Here is a 20,079-nt window from a genome sequence, read left to right on the forward strand (position 1 = left end):
TACAATTTTCAGCTAAAAAGACCACGCAAAATTTGCTGCGCCAATCTTAGCAATAATTTACCGAAAATTGAGCCCTTGATGACGGATATTCGTCAAAGGGATGCAATATCGAATTTGATATTCGCTAAAACCTTAGCCATATTAAAAAATCCCATTAGCTAAAAATAATTCAGCCATAGGTCTTGATACTGTATGATTGTACAGTATACTAGTCCGCAGAATTACCCGTTTGTAAATTGAATATTACTTTTGACAGCTTAAGGCTTGTCTTGATGAGGGAACTGGAATGAAGGTCGATCCAAATAAAGAGAAAGCACTTGCTGCGGTATTGATCCAAATTGAGAAACAATTTGGTAAAGGCTCCATCATGAAGCTGGGTGAAGATCGCTCTATGGATGTTGAGACCATTTCTACCGGTTCTCTGTCTCTGGACGTTGCTTTAGGTGCTGGCGGTTTGCCAATGGGGCGTATCGTTGAGATCTATGGTCCTGAATCATCAGGTAAAACGACACTGACTTTAGAAGTGATTGCCGCAGCGCAACGTGAAGGTAAAACCTGTGCCTTTATCGATGCTGAGCATGCACTCGACCCTATCTATGCTAAAAAATTGGGCGTAGATATTGATAACCTGCTGTGTTCACAACCAGATACCGGCGAGCAAGCGCTTGAGATTTGTGATGCATTAACTCGCTCAGGCGCGGTTGACGTTATCGTCGTCGACTCAGTGGCGGCATTAACGCCTAAAGCTGAAATCGAAGGCGAAATTGGTGATTCTCACATGGGCCTAGCGGCACGTATGATGAGCCAAGCTATGCGTAAACTTGCTGGTAACTTAAAGCAATCTAACACCTTACTTATCTTTATCAACCAAATCCGGATGAAGATTGGTGTGATGTTCGGTAACCCAGAAACGACAACCGGTGGTAACGCGCTGAAGTTCTATGCTTCTGTTCGTTTAGACATTCGTCGTACTGGTGCCATTAAAGACGGCGATGAAGTTGTCGGTAACGAAACTCGTGTTAAAGTGGTGAAGAACAAGGTTGCAGCACCGTTCAAGCAAGCCGAATTCCAAATCCTTTATGGCCAAGGTATTAACCGTACCGGTGAGTTAGTTGACTTAGGCGTAGCCCATAAGTTGATTGAAAAAGCGGGTGCTTGGTACAGCTATAAAGGCGATAAAATCGGTCAAGGCCGTGCTAATGCGGGTAAATATTTGACTGAAAACCCAGCCATTGCTACTGAAATTGACAAGACATTACGTGAATTGCTTTTGAGCAATCCTAGTGCACTGGCTGCTAAAGATGATGCTAGCACGGAAGATAATGTTGATTTAGAAACAGGCGAAGTATTCTGAGTCAGTCAGCCCGTCAAATCGCGGTCGCGCTGTTAGCGCGCCGCGATTATTCCCGCCTACAAATCCGCGATAAATTGCTCGAAAAAGGTTTCGAACTGAATGATATCGAACCTGTGCTCGATGCATGTGAATCCTCCGGTTTTATCAATGATAATCGCTATGCTGAACTGTTGGTCCGTAGCCACATTAGTCGAGGTCACGGTGCCATCCGCATTCGCCAAGCGATAGCGCAAAAAGGCCTGTCTAAAGATTGCATTGAAGCGGCGATAACCAATAGTGATTGTGACTGGTTTGAGCTAGCAAAAGATAAAGCCACTAAAAAATATGGAATTCCCCGCGTAACAGAAGTGAAGGGCTCTAAAGCCCGGGATCTCATCGCGAAGGAAAAGGCCAAACGAGTGCGGTTTTTAATGGGCCAAGGCTTTAGCTACGATCAAATCACTTATGCGTTAGATTCCGATCCCAATGATCTCGACGACGATTATTAATCGCCTCAACTCATCGATTGCGATGTAATCTTAAGACTGTAAAAGCTCCTTTTAACAAGTCCTCAGAAAATCTCCTCTAAAATGTCATCAAATGGGCTTTGTTGCTTTCGTACCCGACACTTTACCCACTTGCTCAAATACTGTACTTTTTGCACCCAACCCGCAGAGTCTGTCATCGTCCTTTATTATTGCTGTTTTGCCTCTAGCTACTCTGGTATGGGCTATTCACGCAAAAATATTAAATTCCTGATGTGCATATCACCAATCAAGGCTGGTCGTCCTTACTCAGTCTGCTTATAATGCTGGGCAAATAGAAATACGGCTAGCCTAAGGCGTAGCTGGTAATGCTTACCCAATTCAGGATGATTTCATGTATCAAACTACAGCAGAGCTTAGAAGCGCTTTCCTCGAATTTTTCCGCAGCAATGGTCATCAAGTTGTGGACAGTAGTTCATTAGTGCCAGGCAACGATCCCACACTTTTATTTACCAATGCAGGCATGAACCAGTTCAAGGACGTGTTTCTTGGCATGGACAAACGCAATTATACGCGTGCGACCACTGCTCAACGTTGTGTACGCGCCGGTGGTAAGCATAACGATTTAGATAACGTCGGTTATACAGCACGTCATCACACCTTTTTCGAAATGCTGGGTAACTTCAGTTTTGGTGATTATTTCAAAGAAGAAGCGATTCGTTTTGGCTGGACTTTCTTAACTGAAACTTTAAAGCTGCCGAAGGAACGTCTATGCGTCACGATTTATCAAACAGACGATGAAGCCTTTGAAATCTGGAATAAAAAGATTGGTGTTGCTGCTGAGAACATTATCCGTATCGGCGACAATAAAGGTGCTGCTTATGCGTCAGATAACTTCTGGCAAATGGGTGATACCGGTCCTTGCGGCCCATGTTCTGAGATTTTCTATGACCATGGCGATCACATTTGGGGCGGCCGTCCTGGCAGTCCTGAAGAAGATGGTGACCGTTTCATCGAAATTTGGAACATAGTGTTCATGCAGTACAACCGTCAAGCATCGGGTGAAATGCTACCTTTGCCTAAGCCATCGGTTGATACCGGCATGGGGATTGAGCGTATTGCCGCGATTATGCAAGGCGTACATTCTAACTACGAAATCGATATCTTCCGTACGCTGATCGCCAAAGCGGCAGAAATCATCGGCGTAAGCGATTTAACCGAGAAGTCACTGCGCGTCATTGCCGACCATATCCGTTCATGTGCATTCCTTATTGCCGATGGCGTTATGCCGTCGAACGAAGGCCGCGGTTATGTGCTGCGCCGCATTATCCGCCGCGCAGTTCGCCATGGTAATAAGTTAGGTGCGACCGAAGCTTTCTTCTACAAGTTGGTTCCGTCTTTGATTGCGGTAATGGGCGATGCGGCCAAAGGGTTAGCTGAGACTCAAGCGATTGTTGAAAAAGCTCTGAAAGCGGAAGAAGAGCAATTTGCTCGTACGCTTGAACGTGGTTTAGGCATTTTAGATGCGGCCTTAAACGAGTTAAAAGGTGACACCTTAGATGGTGAAACCGTATTTAAGCTGTATGACACCTATGGCTTCCCAATGGATTTAACCGCTGACGTATGTCGCGAGCGCAACATCATTGTCGATGAAGCAGGTTTCGAAGTCGCTATGGCTGAACAACGTAGCCGCGCACAAGCTGCCGGTAACTTTGGTGCAGATTATAACGCGGCACTGAAAATTGATGCCGAAACCGCATTCAGTGGTTACACCGAATTAGCGGGTCAAGCTAAGATCACTGCGATTTATCAAAACGGTGAGTCAGTGACGGCGATCAAAGCGGGTGACGAAGCGGTTGTTGTACTCGACGTGACACCTTTCTACGCGGAATCTGGCGGTCAAGTGGGCGATAAAGGCCAACTGGTTGCGAGCGGTGTTGAGTTTACGGTTAACGACACACAAAAGTATGGTCAAGCAACGGGCCATCAAGGTGTGTTAGCTACAGGTAACTTGAGTGTTGGCCAAGTTGTTGAAGCGAAAGTCGACAAAAAACTGCGTCACCGTACTCAGTTAAACCATTCTGTTACGCATTTACTGCATGCCGCACTGCGTCAAGTGCTCGGTACTCATGTTTCGCAAAAAGGTTCTTTGGTTGATCCTGAGCGTTTGCGTTTTGACTTCTCCCATTTCGAAGGTGTAAAAGCCGCTGAATTAAAAGAAGTTGAAGAATTAGTTAACACTCAAATTCGTCGTAACCATGAGCTGAAAACCGCTGAAATGGGTATAGACGAAGCCAAAGAGAAAGGCGCAATGGCGCTCTTTGGTGAGAAATATGACTCACAAGTGCGTGTTGTGACTATGGGCGATTTCTCTATCGAATTGTGTGGTGGTACCCATGTGGGCCGCACGGGCGATATTGGCTTATTCAAAATCACTTCTGAAGCGGGTATTGCTGCGGGTGTGCGTCGTATCGAAGCCGTTACTGGCGCTGCGGCTATGGCCTATGTGGCGCAGCAACAAGCTGAACTGGAAGAAGCTGCAGCCTTATTGAAAGGCGATGCCAACTCAGTTGTCGCTAAGTTAAAAGCCCAGCTCGACAAAATGAAGCAACTCGAAAAAGAAATGGCGCAGTTGAAAGATAAACTCGCGGCTGCAGCCAGTGCTGATTTAGTGGGCGATGCCGTTGTGGTTAATGGCGTTAACGTACTGATCAAAAAGTTAGACGGCGTTGAGGCAAGCTCATTACGCGGTCTACAAGATGAATTAAAACAAAAATTGAAATCGGCCATTATCGTTCTTGGCACTGCGCAGGAAGGGAAAGTTAACCTGATCGCCGGTGTGAGTAACGATCTTATCGGCAAAGTCAAAGCGGGTGAGCTAGTCGCTATGGTCGCTGCACAAGTGGGCGGTAAAGGCGGCGGTCGTCCTGATATGGCTCAAGCGGGCGGTAGCCAGCCAGAAAATCTGGATGCGGCATTGGCTCAAGTATTACCTTGGATTACTGAGCGTCTAGCTTAAGAGGTTGCTGTGCCCCAAAAACGAAAGCTTAGTGGTAGCAAGCTTTTTGTGAAAAAGTTCGGCGGCACTTCGGTGGGTTCTATTGAACGTATCGAAGCAGTCGCTGAGCAGATTACAAAGTCAGCTCACAATGGTGAGCAGCAAGTCTTAGTTTTATCAGCGATGGCGGGTGAGACTAATCGCTTGTTTGCACTGGCAGCACAAATTAATCCGCGGGCCTCGGCGCGCGAATTAGACATGTTAGTGTCAACGGGTGAGCAAGTGAGCATTGCCTTGATGTCGATGGCGTTACAGCGTCGCGGTATTAAGGCGAAATCCCTTACGGGCGATCAGGTACAAATTCATACGAACAGTCAATTTGGCCGTGCCAGCATCGAGCGGGTGGATACTGAGTATTTGCAATCCTTATTAGCCGACGGTGTTGTGCCGATCGTTGCAGGGTTTCAAGGCATCGATCCTCAAGGCGAAGTCACCACCTTAGGACGCGGTGGTTCAGATACCACTGCTGTAGCCTTAGCGGCGGCGTTAGAAGCCGATGAATGCCAGATTTTTACCGATGTGGCAGGGGTATTCACCACAGATCCGAATATCGATAGCAGTGCCCGTCGTCTCGATGTGATTGGGTTTGATGTGATGCTCGAAATGGCAAAGTTAGGCGCTAAAGTACTGCATCCCGATTCAGTCGAATACGCCGAGCGTTTTCGTGTGCCATTGCGAGTCTTGTCGAGTTTTGAAGCTGGGCAGGGGACGTTAATCCAATTTGGCGACGAGTCTGAACTCACTATTGCCTCGTTAGTCCAAGGTATTGCGATTAATAAGGCGCTGGCAACGCTGACGATTGAAGGGCTGTTTACCACCAGTGAACGTTATCAAGCGCTGTTAGGCTGCTTAACGCGATTGGAAATCGATGTGGAATTTATTTCCCCATTGAGGATCCACGAGGATGATCCTTCGGGTCGAGTTAGTTTTATGCTCGCTGAAGCTAAGGTTGATACTCTGCTTAATGAGCTCGAAGGCTTAAGCGAAAGCCTTGCTCTCGGACCATTGATTATCGAACGGCAACGTGCAAAAGTATCTTTAGTTGGCAAAGGTTTACAGGCAAAAATGGGATTATTGACTAAGATGTTAGAAGTCTTGGGTAATGAAACTATTCATGCTAAGTTACTCACGACGTCAGAGAGTAAATTGTCAACCGTTATCGATGAAAGGGACTTACACAAGGCGGTTCGGGCGTTACATCACGCTTTCGAGCTAAATAAGGTGTAATTAAATAACCGTTTGAGTATTGAATACTATTAATTTGTACTAAGCTGACCTTATAATAAGCCCATCTACCGGATGAGTGCCGTGTGTAAGCTGAATTAAGAAATAAAGGAGCTATCGAATGCTGATTTTGACTCGTCGTGTTGGCGAAACACTGATGATTGGTGATGAAGTCACAGTTACAGTGCTAGGGGTAAAAGGCAATCAAGTGCGTATAGGTGTGAATGCACCAAAAGAGGTTTCTGTTCACCGTGAAGAAATCTACCAACGCATTCAATCTGAAAAATCAGGTACACCATCGGAAGGTGGTAACTTTTAGTACCTTGTCTTGGCAAGAGTATTACGGCAACAGAAGAGTCAGTTTTTTAACTGGCTTTTTTATTTTTTAGACCGAAAGATTGGCGCAAATCAATACATTGGCTTGATATAGCAGCAATGTGATTAAAAACAGTTCAAATGGAATCTGTTTCGGAAAAAGGGTTTGACTTATTTTCGTCAAACAGTAATATGTGCGCCAAGAAAACGGAGAGGTGGCCGAGTGGCCGAAGGCGCTCCCCTGCTAAGGGAGTATGGGCTTTAACTCCCATCGAGGGTTCGAATCCCTCCTTCTCCGCCATTTCTTACCGATAGAAAACAGTGCGCGTGTAGCTCAGCTGGATAGAGTACCTGGCTACGAACCAGGCGGTCGGAGGTTCGACTCCTTCCACGCGCACCATTTTTTATTAGTGTTTGATGTAAAAGTAAATTTAGATACAAGTCGCGCGTGTAGCTCAGCTGGATAGAGTACCTGGCTACGAACCAGGCGGTCGGAGGTTCGACTCCTTCCACGCGCACCATCTCTGCATTAGTTAATCTTTAACTCATCAGTTTTGAATTTCAGTTAGAAATTTTGTAGATAATTGCTTATAGCAAAATGTTAAAATGCGCGTGTAGCTCAGCTGGATAGAGTACCTGGCTACGAACCAGGCGGTCGGAGGTTCGACTCCTTCCACGCGCACCAATTTAGATTAATATGATTTCGGTCGTATTAATGTTTACCGTTTTAAATGCGCGTGTAGCTCAGCTGGATAGAGTACCTGGCTACGAACCAGGCGGTCGGAGGTTCGACTCCTTCCACGCGCACCAATTTAAGCTAATATGATTGCGATTGTTTCAATTAAATTAGTGTTTTACCGTTTAACATGCGCGTGTAGCTCAGCTGGATAGAGTACCTGGCTACGAACCAGGCGGTCGGAGGTTCGACTCCTTCCACGCGCACCAATACAGTTAACAAGACACGTCTTGTTGATTTAAAGCGTTAAACGCGGAGAGGTGGCCGAGTGGCCGAAGGCGCTCCCCTGCTAAGGGAGTATGGGCTTTAACTCCCATCGAGGGTTCGAATCCCTCCTTCTCCGCCATTCTATTCTCTTAGTCGAGGGGAATAGAATAAATTTGCGAGATAAAAGTGCTTATCCTAGACTCAATCTTGATTGGATCTGTTAGAAGTACAAAAACGAGTTTGCGCGTGTAGCTCAGCTGGATAGAGTACCTGGCTACGAACCAGGCGGTCGGAGGTTCGACTCCTTCCACGCGCACCATATAGATAAGCCATGCAAGCAATTGCAGGGCTTTTTTATTTTTAGTCTGTAGTGGTTTAACTCATTATTGCTTTATCCGTTTCGGCTTACCTCTCTTTACCTCTCATCTCTTGGTTTACTTATCCTTCGGCTGATCATTCTATGGCTTAGCTTTCTTCGGTGTCGCTATCTTCAGTCATTTCGCTTTTAACACTTCTCTTTCTTAGGTTCGACTTACTGAATAATCAGCTTTTGCCTGTGTCCAGAGTCTATGACGACATTAGATATCCATGTCAGCACTCCATGTCAGCTCTCTCAGTGCAGCCTCGAGAGGTATTAGCTGCTCTTTGGTCTACATGTGTGTTGTTTGCTCATGCAGGCAGTGATGGGCTACTTGTGAGCTCATGAGCGATAGACCACTGGTGTGATTAAGAAGAACTATGAAGTAGTTTCAATACAGTGCAGTAGGTAAAGGGCAGTGTTTAGAATTGACTCGGGTTCAATGTGGCATCTGGCTCAAAAGCGTAGATGAAGGCTCATAATCGCTCATAGATTGCAGCGATATAGATATAAGAAGGGCAGCCTAGTGGCTGCCCTTCATTCAGTTAGAACCAATCATAACAAGTGAATCAGAGTAAATGAGAAGCTTAAGCTTCTAACTTAGCGAACTCTGATTTTTGTTCGTTGAGCTTGTCCATGTCACGCTTGAGATCGGTCATCTTAGCGCGCTCTTTGTCGATAACCTCGGCTGGAGCTTTTGCAACGAAACCTTGGTTCGACAATTTGCCTTCGATGCGAGCGATCTCTTGGCCGAGTTTTTCAAGCTGTTTGTCGATACGGGCCATTTCGGCGGCGACATCGATTAAGCCTGCCATAGGGATCAGCAGCTCCATTTCGCCAATCAAACCTGTAGTCGACATAGGCGCAGTTTCGCCATCGGCTAAAATGGTCATGCTTTCTAAGCGGGCAAGTGTGGTGAAGAAGGTTTGGTTGGCTTCAACACGGGCTTTATCTTGCGCGCTAACACCACGAAGTAGGGCATTTAGTGGCTTAGATGGGGCAATGTTCAGTTCGGCGCGAATGTTACGCACGGCGACAATCACTTGCTTAACCCATTCTAAATCGGCCATTGCTGCGCTATCGACTTTAGCGGCATCAAATGTTGGGAACGGTGCCAGCATGATGGTATCACCAGCGACACCCGCTAACGGTTTAACGCGCTGCCAGATGGTTTCAGTGATATACGGCATCATAGGGTGCATCAGGCGTTGCATCGCTTCGAGCACTGTCACTAAGGTGTGACGGGTGCCGCGCATTTGCGCTTCGCTGCCGTTTTGCAATACCGGTTTAGTTAATTCTAAGTACCAGTCACAGAACTGGTTCCAAGTGAACTCATACAGGGTATTGGCTGCTAAGTCGAAACGGTAGGCTGTCATGTGATCGTCAAAGGTCTTAACGGTTTGATTGAACAAGCCAATAATCCAGCGATCGGCCAACGACAGTTCCATTTCGCCGCCTTTGTGCTCTGGTGAGCCTGGGCCGCAATCTTGATCTTCTGTGTTCATCAGCACGTAGCGTGAGGCGTTCCATAACTTGTTACAGAAGCTACGGTAACCGTCTAAGCGCTTCATGTCCCAGTTGATGTCACGACCCGTTGATGCCATTGCCGCAAGCGTAAAGCGCAGTGCATCTGTGCCGTGGGCTTCGATACCGTCGGCAAATTCTTTGCGAGTGCTCTTTTCAATCTTGGCGGCCAGTTGTGGCTGCATCATGTTGCCGGTACGTTTTTCAACTAAATCTTCAAGTCCGATACCGTCGATCATATCTAATGGATCGAGTACGTTACCCTTAGATTTTGACATCTTGTTACCCGCTTCATCGCGGATAAGGCCGGTTACATAGACAGTTTTGAACGGGACTTGTGGCTTGCCGTCTTCATCTTTGATGAAGTGCATGGTCATCATGATCATACGGGCAACCCAGAAGAAGATGATGTCAAAACCTGTCACCAACACGTCGGTTGGGTGGAAGGTTTTTAAATCTTCTAAATTGTCAGGCCAACCTAAGGTTGAGAAAGTCCACAGGGCTGAGCTGAACCAAGTGTCCAGTACGTCTTCGTCTTGGCGTAAGGTCATTGAGTCGGCGACATTGTGCTTAGCACGGACGTCGGCTTCGTTGCGTCCGACATAGACTTTGCCGTTTTCGTCGTACCATGCAGGGATGCGGTGACCCCACCACAATTGACGCGAAATACACCAGTCTTGAATGTCACGCATCCACGAGAAGTACATGTTCTCGTATTGTTGCGGCACAAATTTAATGCTGCCATTTTCAACGGCTTCGATAGCGGTTTTCGCCATTGGCGCAACAGCCACATACCATTGGTCGGTTAGCATTGGCTCGATAACCACACCTGAGCGATCGCCGTAAGGCACTTTCAAGGCATGAGGTGCGATTTTTTCGAGCAGACCTAAAGTGTCAAATTCGGCGACGATAGCATCGCGCGCTTTAAAACGGTCAAGTCCGGCAAAACGTTCAGGCAGGCTGCCATCGAGCGTTTTGTTAAAGGTACCGTCAGAGTTCACCACTTCGGCACTTGCACGAATGGCGGCATCTAAGGTCAGTACGTTGAACATGGGCATGTTGTGACGTTTACCGACTTCATAGTCGTTAAAGTCATGGGCTGGGGTGATCTTCACGCAACCTGTACCAAAGGCCATGTCGACGTAATCGTCGGCCACGATAGGAATGCGGCGGTTAACAATCGGCAATAGAATAAACTTACCGACTAGCGCTTGATAGCGTTCATCATCGGGATGCACTGCAACAGCACTGTCGCCGAGCATGGTTTCTGGACGCGTGGTAGCGACTTCTAAATAGTCTTTACCATCGGCAGTCAGTTCACCGTCGGCCAGTGGATAACGCAGGTGCCACATATGGCCCTGTTTTTCTTTGCTTTCGACTTCTAAATCAGAGATAGCTGTGTGCAGCTTTGGATCCCAGTTGACCAAACGCTTACCGCGATAAATCAACTCGTCTTCGTACAGACGTACAAACACTTCTTGCACGGCCTTAGATAAGCCTTCGTCCATAGTGAAACGCTCGCGGTCCCAATCAACAGAAGCGCCCATACGACGTAGCTGCTTAGTGATAGTGCCGCCCGATTGCGCTTTCCATTCCCACACTTTATCCATAAAGGCATCGCGACCTAGGTCATGGCGATTTTTGCCTTCTTCGGCTTCAAGCTTACGCTCAACCAACATTTGGGTGGCGATACCCGCATGGTCAGTACCGACTTGCCATAGGGTATTTTTGCCTTTCATCCGTTGGTAACGGGTCAAAGTATCCATAATGGTGTCTTGGAAGGCGTGGCCCATGTGCAAGCTGCCTGTCACGTTTGGTGGCGGGATCATGATGCAATAATTGCCTTGGGATTCATCGCCGTGTGGCTTGAAGTAACCTTGCTCTTCCCAGTTTTGGTAAAGAGTTTGCTCGATGGACTGCGGATCGTATGTTTTTTCCATGGGAACGTGTCTGTCTCAAACTAATTAAGTGGATGTGTTGCTAAGTCTTGGGTCTGTAAATTGACCCCTAAGCCGCGATACTGTCGATAACGTTCGCGAGCGACCGCTTTATGCTGATCGTCATTGGCAACAAAATCGATAATGTGGCCAAAGTTTACCGCAAATGGGGGCGCTTGGTCTGCAAGATTAATCAGAACTTGGCGACTTTTGTTGGCGCCGAGGCGATCAAAACCAATTTCTACCGGCGATCCCGTCATCGGGCCTTCACCTTTGAGGTTATGAGGTACAAAGGCACTTGGCTCAAACTGCCATAAAAGTTCATCAATCGCATGGGCTTGCTGCTTATCTTGGCAATGGATATAGACCCATTGTTGTTTCACAAAAGCCTGCTGCGCCAGTTGGCATGCCAAAAGATGCATCTCGCAAAGTGCAGGGTTCGTATTCACGGTTGCAACAGGTGAATCAGCCTTGGCCTTGGCAGGTGATGCCACTGGCGGCATGAGATAAAACAGCACTTGAGTCATGATTTCAATGCCTTGCTTCACTTGTTTTAGTGGCGAACGAAAGCAGCAGTTTACACTAAAAGTCAGTATGGGTTAATGCTTGGGGCAAACCTTACGCTGAGCTTTTATCTATCACTGTCTTGCGGGGCTTAATGGGATGCTTTCAAGCCGCTTTTGATGACTTAGGTTTTATTGTTATCTGTTGAAAATATTATTTTAATAGCTTCTGTCTTCTAGGTTTCTGTAGTGGCACACTAATTTTGGCCACCTAAATAGAGGTGATATTATTACCTCGTAGATGACTTTAGGTGAACACATGAGATCGACAACCAGAAAAACATTTAGTGCTGAATTCAAACTTGAAGCAGCCCAATTAGTCCTCGATAAAAACCATAGCATCATCGAAGCTGCAAAGGCGATGAACGTAGGTAAATCCACTATGGATAAATGGGTGAGACAGTTAAAACTAGAACGCCAGGGTGGCATACCAAAAGCATCTCCGATTACCCCTGAACAAATTGAAATCCGTGAGCTGAAGAAGCAAATAGCTCGTCTTGAGGAGCACAATCTTATCCTAAAAAAGGCTACCGCTCTCTTGATGTCAGACTCGATGAACAATTTACGCTAATCAGCGCACTCAAGCAGAGCCACTCTATTCTCACAATTTGTAATGCATTCAAAGTGCATCGAAGTAGCTATAAGTATTGGCTAAAAAGAAAAGAACATATTGATGCAGACTTTACTATTTTATGCAGTGAAGTGAAGGCCGCACATCGTATTAGTCATGGCTCTGCCGGTGCGCGAACGATAGCGCAATTAGTGACTAACAAAGAGATTGGCCTCAGTCGTTATCGAGCCCGTAATCTAATGAAAAAGCTTGGGTTATTAAGCTGTCAGCAGCCTAAGCATTCTTATCGGAAAGCGACACAAGAGCATGTTGCAATCCCCAATACGCTTAATCGACAATTTGCAGTAACTCAACCAGATCAAGTGTGGTGTGGCGACGTGACGTATGTTTGGGTCGGTAATCGTTGGGCCTATCTAGCCGTTGTTTTAGACTTATTTTCCCGCAAACCTGTTGGATGGGCTTTGTCATTATCACCAGATAGTGAGCTGACCTGTAAAGCTTTGAAAATGGCATTTGAGTTAAGGGGTAAGCCTGAGAATGTGATATATCACAGCGATCAAGGTTCACATTACACGAGCTTGAAATTCAGACAATTAATATGGCGTCTTCAGATTGAGCAAAGTATGAGTCGTCGCGGGAATTGTTGGGATAACGCACCAATGGAGCGTTTCTTTAGAAGTTTGAAATCTGAGTGGATACCCGCAAGTGGTTATGGGAATTTTACAGAAGCAGATAAAGAGATCACAAATTACATCACTGGATATTACAGTGAGACCAGACCCCATCAATATAATGGTGGGTTAACGCCAAATGAGTCAGAACGTTTATATTGGAATGACTCTAAAACCGTGGCCAATTTTACTTGACCATATATGGACGCCTCAGCTTTTACAACACTTTTGAATGATTGGTTCACTACCATATATTCGGCGTCTAAATAGGCTTTTTACCCGCGCCATGATGTAAATCCGAAACCTATTACCTTATCACTACATCGGCATTTAATGCCTTGGTCAAGTCAGGCTCTAATAGGTACGGTTGACCGTTTATTCATCAGTGCATGTAAACTTTTACGTGATGCTTAACGTCTTACGCAAACGCTTTATTAACGTCGAAATTATCGTTACTCGTGAGGATCCGCCATCCTATACGCGCTATTTTATTGGCCAATGCGACAACGGCTTTGTGTCGACCTTGCCTTAACGCAAGTGCATTAAACCATCGCCCAAGTCTATCATCACGTTTGCTCGCAAATCGGCCAACGGCTCTGGCGCCATGGATGAGTAAAACACGTAGTTCTGAGCTGCCATTTTTCGTGATCGATCCTAGTCGAACTTTTCCACCAGAACTCGATTGCGATGGCACTAAGCCACACCATGCAGATAATTGCCGGCCATTTTTAAATTGATGACCCGAACCTAATTCACTCATAAAGCTTGCTGTGACTAATGGTCCAAAGCCAGGGATCGACAGCAATGCATTGTAGCGAGGTTGGATTTGACATAGCGCTTTAATGTCGCGCTCGATTTGATTAATTCTCTCATTTAAAACACATAAATCTTCATATAAAAGTTTTAACAGGTAATGAAGCGTATGAGACAGTTCATGCTCATTATTTGCTAAAATACGGCTAAGTGACGCTTGTAATTGCAACCTGCCGACAGAGAAGATCACACCAGACTCGCTCGCTAGGCTTCGAATTTGATTGACCATGGCGGTTCGATTTTGAACGAGACGACTACGTACACAACGTAATGCTTTAATGTCTTGTTGCTCAACAGTTTTAACTGGAACCATGTGGATATTAGGTCTGAAAACCGCTTCGCATATAGCGAGGGCATCGTTGGCATCATTCTTTTGGTTTGCAACAAATGGCTTAACATGTTGAGCAGGGATCAATTGCACTTGATAACCAAGAGCTTGAAATTGTCTTCCCCAGTAATGCGCCGTACCACAGGCCTCCATAGCAATAAGACTACCTTCGGAGAATTGTCTAATTTTATCGAGCAGCTTGTTTCTGTTAACCTTTTTGTTAGTCATGACTGAGTTATCCATAAGACAAACACAAACTTGAAAAACATTTTTGGCTAAATCGATACCAATAACTTTAATATCCATGATGGAAACCTCCAGAACTATTTGTCAGCTTCAAGCTTGGCATAATACTGCAAGCTTAGGTGCTGAGGCGTCCATCACATCACTACATTCTAACTCAAACCCTTATCCAGGACATTGATTTTCAGAATAAAATAGCGAATAAAAAAGGCGAAGATTTTCATCTTCGCCTTTGATTTATCTGATCTTAAAAAAGCTAAGATCTGATAGTCAGTTATTCGCCGAGTTCAACGCCAGCACGATTGATCAGGAACTGAGTCAATAGTGGCACTGGACGACCCGTAGAACCTTTGTTAGCACCGCTATTCCAAGCTGTACCCGCAACGTCTAAGTGAGCCCAGTTGTACTTTTTAGCAAAGCGCGAGAGGAAACATGCTGCTGTGATAGCACCTGCTGGACGACCACCTAAGTTGGTCATGTCAGCAAATGGACTGTCGAGCATATCTTGATACTCATCCCACAATGGCATGCGCCATGCGCGGTCACCACTTTGCTCACCGGCACTTAATAGCTCGTGTGCCAGTGGGTTATGCGATGAGAACAGACCCGATGCGTGTTTACCAAGGGCAATCACGCATGCGCCAGTCAGAGTCGCTGTATCGATAACCAGTTCAGGATCGAAACGCTCAACGTAGGTCAATACGTCACATAAGACTAAACGGCCTTCAGCATCGGTATTTAACACTTCAACGGTTTGGCCTGACATAGTGGTCAGAATGTCACCTGGACGGTAAGCATTACCCGATGGCATGTTTTCACAGCCAGCCAGAATACCCACAACGTTGATAGGTAACTTCATGTCACAGATAGCTTTCATGGTGCCGATAACACCTGCTGCGCCGCCCATGTCGTACTTCATTTCGTCCATGGCTTCGCCAGGTTTCAATGAAATACCACCCGAGTCGAAGGTTAACCCTTTACCGACTAATACGATGGGTTTTTCTGTGCTATCGACAGCGCCCTTGTATTCCATCACAGTCATGATGGATTCGTTGGCACTGGCGCGACCGACTGCAAGATATGAGTTCATGCCCAGTTTGGCCATTTGCTCTTCACCGATAGTGGTGACATGTAGTGTGTCGTGTATTTCAGCCATTTGGCGAGCTTGAGAAGCTAAATAGGCTGGATTGCAGATGTTAGGTGGCATGTTGGCCACATCGCGACATAAGTGCATGCCGGCAGACACTGCCATACCATGCTCGATGGCGCGCTCACCTAAGGTTAATTCACGGCGAGTCGGGACATTGAACACTAATTTACGCAGTGGACGGCGAGTTTCACCTTTGCGGGTCTTCAGGGCATCAAAGCTATAAAGACTGCTATTAGTGGTTTCAACCGCTTGACGTACTTTCCAATACGTATCGCGTCCTTTCACGTGCAGTTCAGTTAAGAAGCAAACCGCTTCCATTGAACCCGTTTCGTTAAGGGTGTTGATTGTTTTAGTGATGATTTGTTTGTATTGGCGTTCGTCTAATTCTCGTTCTTTGCCACAACCCACTAATAATACACGTTCACTCAATACGTTAGGAACATGGTGCAGCAACAACATCTGGCCAGGTTTACCTTCCAGATCGCCGCGACGTAGTAGGTTACTGATATAACCTTCGCTAATTTTATCTAATTGCTCCGCGATACCCGACAGACGACGGGGTTCATAAACACCGACCACGATACAGGCTGAGCGTTGTTTTTCGGGGCTACCGCTCTTTACGCTAAACTCCATGAGCACTCCTAGATTCTTAAAGACAAATTTTTATATTTATTGGATAATGTCTGCTTGTCCCGAAAAGGGCCTAAGTTATTACTCCAAAGGTGATTTATTCTCGGCGCTTGAGTCACGCATTTCGTGACGTTAAGTTTACCTAGAACCCCTGAAGCTGGTCAGAAAACTATCAAAAGTAAACAGTTTACATGAAAGTTAGTCTGTTACCAGCAAAAAGATAAGTTTAGAGACCGGATCCTGCCTGTGATTGTATTTAAATACCTTATTCGAGAAGTTTTAAAGGCACAAATTGCGGTACTTTTAGTGCTGTTAACTATTTTTATTAGCCAGCATTTCGTGCGTATACTGGCCGATGCCTCCGACGGCGATTTTCCCGCCTCTTTAATCATGACCCTGATTGGGCTTAACTTGCCTTATCTGGTGATCTTAGTCCTGCCGTTAAGTTTGTTCTTGGGGATTTTACTAGCCCATGGCCGTATGTATTCCGAAAATGAGATGGTCGTTCTCCACGGTGTTGGGGTCAGTGAGTGGTATGTCACCCGCGTGACGCTGATTCTTGCCGTGATCAATATGTTGTTTACCGGCTATTTATCCCTTTATGTCGCCCCTTGGGCAGAAGAGCAGCAAAACCAAGTGCTCGAAAAAGCCCAGTCCGAAGCTGGGCTTGCGGCCTTAGTGCAAGGGCGTTTTCAGGCGAGCCCAAATGGTCGCGCGGTATTATTTGTCGAACGTATCGGTAAAGATAACGAGTTAGATAAAGTGTTTGTGGCCCAGTTGCCAGACCCTGATGACGAAACCGGCGTCACCAATGTGGTGGTGGCCAAAGGTGGGCGAGTGCAGGAAGATAGCTCTGGTGCGCAGCAGTTAAACCTGAATGATGGCGTGCGTTATCAAGGCAGCCCGAAGGCGAAGGACTACCAAATGATCGAATTTGGTGGTTATAAAATGCAGATTAAAGAGCAGCAAGTCGACGAGCGTCGGCGTAAGTTATCTGCGCTGCCCGTCGATGAACTCGTAAAAGTCGAAGGCGCGGAAGCCGTTGCCGAATTCCATTGGCGTCTTGCCATTCCGCTGGCGATTCCGATCATGACCTTGATTGCGGTGCCACTGGCGCGGGTGAATGTGCGTCAAGGTAAGTTCGCTAAAATGTTCCCTGCAGTACTCTTGTACCTTGGCTATTTTGGCCTCATGGTCGCCGGACGTAAGGCATTGCAAGATGGGATTATTCCACTGTATTTAGGTATGTGGTGGATCCATATTTCAGCGCTCTTGATGGGGCTGTTCTTGCTCGGCAAAGATAGGCCTATATTTAGTCGTATCTCGACCCTGTTTGCCCATAAGAAGGTGGCGGCATGAAGATATTAGACCTTTATATCGCCAGAGTATTGTTAAGCACTTCAGCGCTGTGTTTGCTGGTGTTGACTGGCTTGTCGGGCATCATCAAATGGGTTGACCAGCTGCGTTTAGTCGGTCGTGGCACCTACAGCATGATGGATGCGGGCATCTATGTGTTGTTTTTAGTGCCACGGGACATCGAAATGTTTTTCCCTATGGCCGTGTTGCTGGGCGCGTTGATTGGCATGGGAATGCTGGCATCGAACTCTGAACTTGTGGTGATGCAAGCTTCTGGCATGTCACGTTTGCAGATCACTATGTCGGCGATGAAAACCGCTGTGCCCTTGATGTTGCTGGTGATGGTGTTAGGGGAATGGGGCGCACCGATTGCTGAGCAAAAGGCTAATGAGTTGCAAGCCATTAAACTCTCAGGCGGGAGTTTAATTAAGTCCCATCGCGGTATTTGGGCAAAGGACGGTGATTTGTTCGTGAACATTGGTGAAGTTGAAAACATCAATAAACTCAACAACATTACGCTTTATAAGTTCAATAGCGAACTCAAGCTCACCAACGTTGTGCATGCGGACCGCGCGGTGTTTTCCCAAGACCGTTGGCGTTTATTCGACGTCAAACGTACTGATTTAAGCTATGAGAAAGTCGTGCTTGAATATCTGGAAGAAGATCAATGGCAGTCGAGTTTAACGCCGGATAAACTCAGTGTGGTTTCGATTAAACCTGAGGCGTTATCTATCCGCGGTCTAGTCGGTTATCTCGATTACCTTAAGACCAACAGCCAAGATCCGAGCCGTTATGAGCTAGCGCTGTGGCGCAAGGTGATGCAGCCGGTGACTGTTGCTGTGATGATGTTAGTGGCACTGTCGTTTGTATTTGGGCCGCTGCGAACTGTGACTATGGGCGCGCGGGTATTGCTCGGGGTTGTGGCGGGTTTCAGCTTTTATATCAGTAATGAGATTTTTGGTCCTATGAGCATAGTGTATGAGTTACCTGCCTATGTGGGGGCTGTGGCACCAAGCTTGCTGTTTACCGGCGTTGCCTTCTACTTTATCCGGCGATGATACTCATCTTATTACTCCCCATTTAGTTTATAAGAATAGTTTATAAGAACAGTCCCTAAAAAATAGCCCATAAAAAACGACGCTTTTGCGTAATGCCGATCAGTTAAGACAGATCGCTTGACGATCTCGCTGAAAAGATCAAAATCCGATGACCTCATGTCATCGGATTTTTTTATGCAACTCTCAGAAGCACTCGCCCGCACTCATATTACCCGCCTAACCGAATTCACCTGCTTAGCTGATGTGTTAGAACCTGAGTTAATTCAATCCTGTTTAGACTCACAAGGCGTTGCGACGTTAAGACGGCGTAAATTGCCGATGGATGCGATGATTTGGGCCGTTATCGGAATGGCTTTGTTCCGAGGGGAGTCTGTTCGGTCACTCATCAACAAACTCGACATTGTTTTGCCGCAAGAGATTGATTATGTTGCACGCAGCGCTGTGACTCAGGCTCGAAAACGATTGGGCAGTGAGGTTATTCGAGAAGTGTTTAGTCGCAGCGCTAATACCTGGCACGCGAGAGCTGAACACCCTCATTGGTGCGGTCTTAACTTGTATGGTGTTGACGGTGTAGTATGGCGGACACCCGATAGTGTCCAAAATCAAGCCGCCTTTGCGCGTACCGCAAACGCTTCAGGCGAAGCGGCTTATCCGCAAATTCGCATGGTTTGCTTGATGGAGTTAAGCAGCCATTTGTTGGTCAACAGCGCCTTTGATTCGGTTGCCGAAAATGAAATGAACTTAGCATCTCAGCTCATTCCTAGCATTCCCAATCACAGTCTAACCCTTTTTGACCGAGGATTTTACTCGCTCGGCCTTCTGCACGCTTGGCAGCAAGCGCAACCTGACAGCCACTGGTTGTTGCCATTGAAGAAAGGCACTCAATATGAGGTGGTTCGAACATTGGGAAAACATGACCAGTGGGTGAAACTCACCACCACGCCTCAAGCCAGAAAGAAATGGCCGCAGCTCCCTGATACCCTTGAAGCGCGTTTACTCACTAAGACAGTGAAAGGTAAGTCAATCGCCATTTTGACCTCGTTAACTGACCCGATGCGTTACCCCAGCGAAGACATCGTCGACTTATATGCCCATCGATGGGAAATCGAACTGGGCTACAGAGAGATGAAACAACATCTGTTGGAGAGTCGTTTTACGCTACGCAGTCAACTACCGGAGCTGGTGACTCAAGAGTTGTGGGGCGTGCTACTGGCCTATAATCTCATTAGATACAAGATGTTGCTGATGGCTAAAAGCTTGCCATCGGTCCATCCTAATCAACTGAGTTTTAGGGATGCGGCGAGTTATATCATCTTCAAGTTGACGCAACTGCCATCACAAACACCGGGGAATGTCCCGAGAGACGTATTGGATATAGAACGCAATGCACGGCAATTTAAGTTGGATGGTAAACGGGAAAGGGCTTATCCAAGAGTCCTTAAAATGAGTAAAAACAAGTATCCGGTTAGACCCAAGAAAAATGCCGTTCACTCTTAAGTGAACGGCATTACGCTTTTGC

Annotated in this window: 13 protein-coding genes and 8 tRNA genes; 17 read left to right on the forward strand and 4 right to left on the reverse strand. The window is 46.5% G+C overall.

Features of this window, described 5'->3' with window-relative positions; genetic code table 11:
- Positions 1–286 precede the first annotated feature (286 nt).
- The 13 genes from recA (at position 287) to DYH48_RS04340 (ending at position 7,677) form a co-directional block, all read left to right on the forward strand.
- Positions 287–1,354: a recombinase RecA gene (gene recA, locus DYH48_RS04280; protein ID WP_006082606.1), complete on the forward strand. Its 1,068-nt coding sequence runs from the start codon at positions 287–289 to the stop codon at positions 1,352–1,354.
- Positions 1,355–1,371: 17 nt separating this feature from the next.
- Entirely contained in the window at positions 1,372–1,842 is a 471-nt protein-coding gene (locus DYH48_RS04285; RefSeq protein ID WP_373419667.1) for a regulatory protein RecX, read from the forward strand.
- Positions 1,843–2,212: 370 nt separating this feature from the next.
- Positions 2,213–4,837 carry an alanine--tRNA ligase gene (alaS, locus tag DYH48_RS04290; protein ID WP_115334141.1) on the forward strand — a complete coding sequence of 875 codons (2,625 nt, stop codon included), beginning with the start codon at positions 2,213–2,215 and terminating at the stop codon, positions 4,835–4,837.
- A gap of 9 nt (positions 4,838–4,846) precedes the next feature.
- Positions 4,847–6,103: an aspartate kinase gene (locus tag DYH48_RS04295; protein ID WP_006082603.1), complete on the forward strand. Its 1,257-nt coding sequence runs from the start codon at positions 4,847–4,849 to the stop codon at positions 6,101–6,103.
- Positions 6,104–6,221: 118 nt separating this feature from the next.
- Positions 6,222–6,419 carry a carbon storage regulator CsrA gene (gene csrA, locus DYH48_RS04300; protein WP_006082602.1) on the forward strand — a complete coding sequence of 66 codons (198 nt, stop codon included), beginning with the start codon at positions 6,222–6,224 and terminating at the stop codon, positions 6,417–6,419.
- Positions 6,420–6,624: 205 nt separating this feature from the next.
- Positions 6,625–6,716 (forward strand) — tRNA-Ser (locus tag DYH48_RS04305).
- A 22-nt stretch (positions 6,717–6,738) separates the two neighbouring features.
- A tRNA-Arg gene (locus DYH48_RS04310) sits at positions 6,739–6,815 on the forward strand.
- Positions 6,816–6,859: 44 nt separating this feature from the next.
- Positions 6,860–6,936, forward strand: a tRNA-Arg gene (locus DYH48_RS04315).
- An 87-nt stretch (positions 6,937–7,023) separates the two neighbouring features.
- Positions 7,024–7,100 (forward strand) — tRNA-Arg (locus tag DYH48_RS04320).
- Positions 7,101–7,148: 48 nt separating this feature from the next.
- A tRNA-Arg gene (locus DYH48_RS04325) sits at positions 7,149–7,225 on the forward strand.
- A gap of 58 nt (positions 7,226–7,283) precedes the next feature.
- A tRNA-Arg gene (locus tag DYH48_RS04330) sits at positions 7,284–7,360 on the forward strand.
- A gap of 45 nt (positions 7,361–7,405) precedes the next feature.
- Positions 7,406–7,497 (forward strand) — tRNA-Ser (locus tag DYH48_RS04335).
- Between the two features lie 103 nt (positions 7,498–7,600).
- Positions 7,601–7,677, forward strand: a tRNA-Arg gene (locus DYH48_RS04340).
- A 626-nt stretch (positions 7,678–8,303) separates the two neighbouring features.
- On the opposite strand, the gene DYH48_RS04345 is transcribed toward DYH48_RS04340, so the two are convergent.
- The gene (locus DYH48_RS04345; protein WP_115334142.1) at positions 8,304–11,180 is read right to left on the reverse strand and encodes a valine--tRNA ligase; all 2,877 of its coding nucleotides are present in this window, start codon (positions 11,178–11,180) and stop codon (positions 8,304–8,306) included.
- A gap of 20 nt (positions 11,181–11,200) precedes the next feature.
- Positions 11,201–11,704: a DNA polymerase III subunit chi gene (locus tag DYH48_RS04350; protein WP_115334143.1), complete on the reverse strand. Its 504-nt coding sequence runs from the start codon at positions 11,702–11,704 to the stop codon at positions 11,201–11,203.
- 295 nt (positions 11,705–11,999) lie between these two features.
- Here DYH48_RS04350 and DYH48_RS04355 point away from each other — a divergent pair.
- Positions 12,000–13,177 (forward strand): IS3-like element ISSba5 family transposase gene (locus DYH48_RS04355; protein WP_115334144.1). Its coding sequence is split into 2 segments (ribosomal slippage): positions 12,000–12,258 and positions 12,258–13,177, totalling 1,179 coding nucleotides; the frame shifts between segments, so codons are not numbered across the junction.
- A gap of 223 nt (positions 13,178–13,400) precedes the next feature.
- On the opposite strand, the gene DYH48_RS04360 is transcribed toward DYH48_RS04355, so the two are convergent.
- Both DYH48_RS04360 and pepA read right to left on the reverse strand, forming a co-directional pair.
- Positions 13,401–14,429, reverse strand: coding sequence for an IS110 family RNA-guided transposase (locus DYH48_RS04360; RefSeq protein WP_115334145.1), 1,029 nt, complete (start codon positions 14,427–14,429; stop codon positions 13,401–13,403).
- Between the two features lie 211 nt (positions 14,430–14,640).
- A complete protein-coding gene (pepA, locus tag DYH48_RS04365) occupies positions 14,641–16,149 on the reverse strand; it encodes a leucyl aminopeptidase (RefSeq protein WP_006082597.1) in 1,509 nt (502 codons plus the stop codon).
- A 243-nt stretch (positions 16,150–16,392) separates the two neighbouring features.
- Between pepA and lptF the strand changes: the two genes are divergently transcribed.
- The 3 genes from lptF (at position 16,393) to DYH48_RS04380 (ending at position 20,057) form a co-directional block, all read left to right on the forward strand.
- Positions 16,393–17,505 (forward strand): LPS export ABC transporter permease LptF, encoded by a 1,113-nt coding sequence (gene lptF, locus DYH48_RS04370; RefSeq protein ID WP_115334146.1) that lies wholly within the window; start codon positions 16,393–16,395, stop codon positions 17,503–17,505.
- Positions 17,502–18,560, forward strand: coding sequence for an LPS export ABC transporter permease LptG (gene lptG / locus DYH48_RS04375; protein ID WP_006085768.1), 1,059 nt, complete (start codon positions 17,502–17,504; stop codon positions 18,558–18,560). Before lptF ends, lptG begins: the two co-directional genes overlap by 4 nt.
- A 174-nt stretch (positions 18,561–18,734) precedes the next feature.
- Positions 18,735–20,057: an IS4-like element ISSba6 family transposase gene (locus tag DYH48_RS04380; protein ID WP_115334147.1), complete on the forward strand. Its 1,323-nt coding sequence runs from the start codon at positions 18,735–18,737 to the stop codon at positions 20,055–20,057.
- The last annotated feature ends 22 nt before the right edge of the window (positions 20,058–20,079 follow it).

The organism is Shewanella baltica, assembly GCF_900456975.1.
GTDB lineage: Bacteria > Pseudomonadota > Gammaproteobacteria > Enterobacterales > Shewanellaceae > Shewanella > Shewanella baltica.